The 4524-nt window shown below is 72.1% G+C and carries 4 protein-coding genes; 2 read left to right on the top strand and 2 right to left on the bottom strand.

Going from position 1 to position 4524, the window contains the following annotated elements; genetic code table 11:
- Window positions 1–87: 87 nt before the first annotated feature.
- Window positions 88–639: a macro domain-containing protein gene (locus tag M3N57_02880; protein MDP9021642.1), complete on the bottom strand. Its 552-nt coding sequence runs from the start codon at window positions 637–639 to the stop codon at window positions 88–90.
- A 101-nt stretch (window positions 640–740) separates the two neighbouring features.
- On the opposite strand from M3N57_02880, the gene M3N57_02875 reads away from it, so the two are divergent.
- Complete coding sequence (locus M3N57_02875; GenBank protein MDP9021641.1) at window positions 741–1706, top strand: zinc-binding dehydrogenase; 966 nt, start codon at window positions 741–743, stop codon at window positions 1704–1706.
- 9 nt (window positions 1707–1715) lie between these two features.
- Here M3N57_02875 and M3N57_02870 read toward each other — a convergent pair whose 3' ends face one another.
- Window positions 1716–3584 (bottom strand): O-antigen ligase family protein, encoded by a 1869-nt coding sequence (locus M3N57_02870; protein MDP9021640.1) that lies wholly within the window; start codon window positions 3582–3584, stop codon window positions 1716–1718.
- Window positions 3585–3868: 284 nt separating this feature from the next.
- Between M3N57_02870 and M3N57_02865 the strand changes: the two genes are divergently transcribed.
- The coding region (locus M3N57_02865; GenBank protein ID MDP9021639.1) for a cell wall-binding repeat-containing protein at window positions 3869–4524 on the top strand (656 nt) is incomplete at its 3' end.

The following is a 4524-nucleotide window of genomic DNA, read 5'->3' as shown; positions in this document are numbered from 1 at the left end:
GGCGCATGGCTGGCGCGAGGAGGCGGTGGCGGCCACCGACCCGAGGAGCGGGCCCGGCGGGTAGCGACGTCGGCGCACGTTGTCGCGTCAGGCCTGCTCGATCCCGTCGGCGAAATCCTGCGTGGTGGCGTCATCGAGGCCGATCAGTCGGACCTCGTCGAGCGCATCGCGATGCTCCTCGAGCCAGTCGACGACCGTGCGGGCGATCACGGCGGTTGCCTCCTCGCGGGGGTAGCCGTACACCCCGGCGGAGATCGCCGGGAAGGCGATCGACCGGGCGCCGGCGTCCGCCGCGGCGTCCAGGGCGGCTGTCACCGCCGTGGCGAGCAGCCGCTGGCTCTCTTCGGGTTCCTGGTCGCCGTAGACGGGTCCGGCGACGTGGATCACCCACCGGGCAGGCAGCTCACCGCCGCTGGTGACCGCCGCCTGCTCGGGCGACAACGGTCCGTGCTCGTCCACCCAGGCGTCGGATTCGCGTTGGATCGTGCGCCCACCCGCCTTGACGATCGCAGCGGCGACACCACCGCCGTGTTGCAGCTGGGCGTTGGCGGCGTTGACGATCACGTCGACGTCCTGCTGGGTGAGGTCCCCGGTGCGCGCCGCGACCGTGGTGCCGTGGACATCGCGTTGTGCGTTCACGTTGCCCCCTCGATCCGCTCCGGTTCGACCATACGCCGGTCGCCGCTGGTGCCCCAGCGGGGCGTCGGGCGCATGCCTCAAGGCTGGCTAGGCTCGGGCCGGTGTTCGCCATCACCGCGACCTCTTTCTCGCCTGACGACCCGCTGCAGGGGCTGACGTTGGGCGATCACCCCGACCCGGATCCCCCCCCGGGGTGGACCGTGGTGCAGGTGCGGGCAGCGTCCATCAACCACCACGACCTGTGGAGCCTGCGCGGCATCGGGCTACGCGAGGACCAGCTGCCGATCGTGCTGGGATGCGATGCGGCTGGGGTGACCGAGGACGGCCGTGAGGTGATCGTCCACTCGGTGATCAGCGAGACCGACGGGGACGACGACGCGCTGACCAGGTCGGATTTCTCGATCCTGTCCGAGCGGTACGACGGCACGTTCGCCGAGCGGGTCGCGGTGCCGCGACGCAACCTGATCGACAAGCCACCCGACCTGTCGTTCGCCGAAGCGGCGTGCCTCCCGACTGCGTACCTGACGGTCTACCGGGCGCTGTTCACGCGCGGCGGACTGAACCCCGGTGGCCGGGTCCTCGTGCAGGGTGCGGGCGGGGGAACGTCGACCGCGGCGATCCTCCTGGCACGCGCTGCCGGTGCTCGGGTGTACGTCACCAGCCGCAGCGCACAGAAGCGGGACGCCGCCCGGGAACTCGGAGCGCACGCGGCACTGGAGGCGGGTGAACGGCTGCCGGAGAGGGTGGATCTCGTCCTCGAGAGCGTCGGCGAAGCCACCTGGGAGCATTCCATGAAGAGCGTCCGTGCCGGCGGGACGGTCGTCGTGATCGGAGCCACCACCGGGACCACCCCGCCGGCCGTGCTCAACCACCTGTTCTTCCGCCACCTGCGGGTGCTCGGCTCGACGATGGGCACCCGCCGTGAGCTCGAGTCGCTCGTGCGGTTCCTGCACGTGACCGGGGTGCGGCCGCTGATCGACGAGACGTTCCCGCTGACGGACGGCGACCAGGCTCTGGCCCGCTTGGCGGCAGGTGACGTCTTCGGGAAGCTGGTCTTGACGGTCTGAACGGTCTGATCAGGCTGCCTCACGAGCCTGCGTCAGCAGCTGCTGCCAGGTGCGGTTCCCCGGCCGGCGCTCCACGGCGCGCTGCAGCAGGTCCGCCGCCACCCTGGGGTTGCCGTGCTGCAGCTCGAACTCACCGACCTCCGCCAGCACCTCCGGCGTCTTGGGGTCGAGGGCCAGGGCGGTCTGGTAGGCGTCGCGGGCGCGTTGGATCTCGCCCAGCGCGGCGGACAGCCTCGCGATGTTGATGCGGTGCACCAGGTTGCGCGGTTCGCGGGCTGCGGCCTCCTCGTGACGCTGCCGGGCCTCGCGGTAGCTGCCGAGCTCGGTCAGGTACGCCCCGGTGAGCGCCGGGTACATGCCCTCCCACCAGGCCACCTGCGAGGCGCGCTCGTAGGCGGCGAACGCGGCTTGGGTATCGCCGCGGGCGGCCAGCCGCACCGCGTGGGCGGCAGCGACATCGGCCCGTAGCGGTGTCAGGGCGATCGCGCCTGCCGCCACCGCCACGAGCGTGATGCTCGCCAACATGCCGGGGGAGCGGGGCGCCAGCCCGGGCGGGCCGCCCCTGCGCCGGGACGGCGCCGGGGCGCCGGGGAGGGTCAGCGTCCACCATGCGGGGCGGGTCGCCCGGCCGACGATCGCCCCGGCCAGTACCCAGTGCAGCGCCGCCAGCGGCGGGACATCGATCGACACCAGAGACTGCAGCTGGTAGCCGAGCCAGGCCCCGCCGAGCGCAGCCAGGAGGACCTGGTCGTCGCCGTGGGCCGTGCGCAGGCCCCGGACCAGCGACCAAGCGGTCACGCCGACCACGGCCAGGTACCCGGCGCCCAGCACGACACCGCCGCTGGTCAGCAGCGCGAGCGGGACGGCGTGGGGGTCGTCGACCGAGCGCAGCAGGCCCGATCTGGCCGCCACCTCGGCGGAGCGGTAGAGGTTGAAGCGGTCGCCGAACCCGGCCAGTCCCACCCCCGCCACCGGGTGGTCGGTGAACATGCGCCACGCCGCTGCCCACTTGCCGGCCCGGGTGCTGAGGCTCAGGGCCGCGCTCGACCGCACCGTCTCCAGCGGGCCGATCCCGGCAGCCACCGCCGCGACGACCCCGACGACGGCCACGCTGACCACCGCCGCAACGGCCCACCGCGACCGGCGCGACAGGCGGGAGCCGGCCCAGATCCACGCCACTGGAGCGATCCCGACCGCGGCGACCGCCACGCCTTGCAGCGAGCCGGTCGCAACGGCGACCACCAGCGCCAACGCCGCGGCGCCCGCCGCCGCCGCCCGCCACCCAACCGACCACGACGCCCGCAACGCCCCGCCGATGGCCAGCGGGACGACCATCCCCAGCCAGGCGGCCAGGAAGTTGGCGTTGCCCATGGTGGACACGACCTGGGGGCCGGCCTCGAACGCGATCCACTCGAACGGCTCGATCCCGGCCGCCTGTAACAGTCCGTACCCGGCGACCGGGACGGCGGCCACCGCCAGAGCGCGGATCAGCACGTCGGGTGAGCGATCGCGGAACAACGTCAGCGACACGACGAACAGCACCACGTACGTGATGTACATCGCGAGTCCGGTGTGGCGGCCCGGCTCGCCGACCGTGGCGCGCATCGGCGCGCCCCCCGTCAGCGTGGCAGCCACCAAGCCGGCGGCGAAGAGCGCCAGGGCCAGCCAGGCGCGGGTCCTCGGTAGGTGCAACACGCGGGTCCGTGACAGGCGGACCGCGCCGGTGGCGAGCACCACGATCGTGGCGAGGACGACCAGCGTCGCCTTCGGCGTGTTGAACACGTCGTAGCTGCCACGCCAGAACACCAGCGCGGACCCGGCCAGGAGTGCGGCGAGGGTGGCGCGCTGCACGGCGAGCGTCCGCTCGATCAGCGACATGCGCCGGAGGGTAACCCGGGGCCGTGAGACCACCGTCCGAGACGTCGTCGTCACGGTGCGCGACGTGACCGCCGGAGTCCAGCCCCTGTCCGACCGTCGGGTGCGGGTTGGCGAAGCGCCGGTGGCAGCGTTATGGTCCTTGACCGTTGGGTCCATCGAGCCATGGGGATGGGGCCAGAGAGCGGGGGCCTCACCGAGCCTTCCTCGGCCAGGTCGTGGCCGGGCCCGACACACGCGCACACTGTCGAGAGGTACCAGACTTGAACGAGAACCGAGTAGCGAGCTTGAGGTCGTACGCCTGGCTCGCGGCTGCGGCGACGCTCCTGGCGTTGTTCGTGCCGCTGACGTTGGCGCCAGCCGCCTCAGCCCAGACGACCGTCCCTCCCGAACTCGTGGGCGACCGGGATCCGTACACCCTGGAACAGGAGGCGGAGACCGCGACACTGAACGCGGTCCCGGAGACCGCGACCAACCTGGTCGGCACCGCACACACGATCACCGCGACCTACGCGAACAGGGCAGCGCAACCGCAGCCGATCGACACGACCAAGGACGACCCCGCCACCACACCGCAGAACGAGGCCGGTGAGCGTGTCGTCTTCAAGATCGTGCAGGGCCCCAACCGCGTATCGGCCACCAACGCCGCGGTCAACAAGCCGGGGGACCCAGCGGTACCCCCTGGCGTCTTCGGGGCGTGCGAGACCGAGGCGGACGGGACCTGCCAGCAGTCCTACACCGGCGCCGACACCGGACGCGACGTGATCCTGGTGTTCGTCGACAAGGACGGTGACCTCACCCTCGACGACGACGAAGCCGCCGACGTGGTCGACAAGACCTGGGTCGGTCCGAACGACGCAGGGGCGTCCAGCCGCTTGTGGGGTAACGACCGCATCGAGACGGCGGTCGAGATCTCGAAAGCCCTGTACAACAACGGGGCCGC

Source organism: Actinomycetota bacterium (genome assembly GCA_030776725.1).
Taxonomy (GTDB): Bacteria; Actinomycetota; Nitriliruptoria; order Nitriliruptorales; family JAHWKO01; genus JAHWKW01.
This window is presented reverse-complemented; position numbering and strand designations above follow the sequence as displayed.

Coding starts and splice junctions, on each gene's coding strand:
- M3N57_02870 (MDP9021640.1), bottom strand. CDS start 3,584: ATGTCGCTGATCGAGCGGACGCTCGCCGTGCAGCGCGCCACCCTCGCC.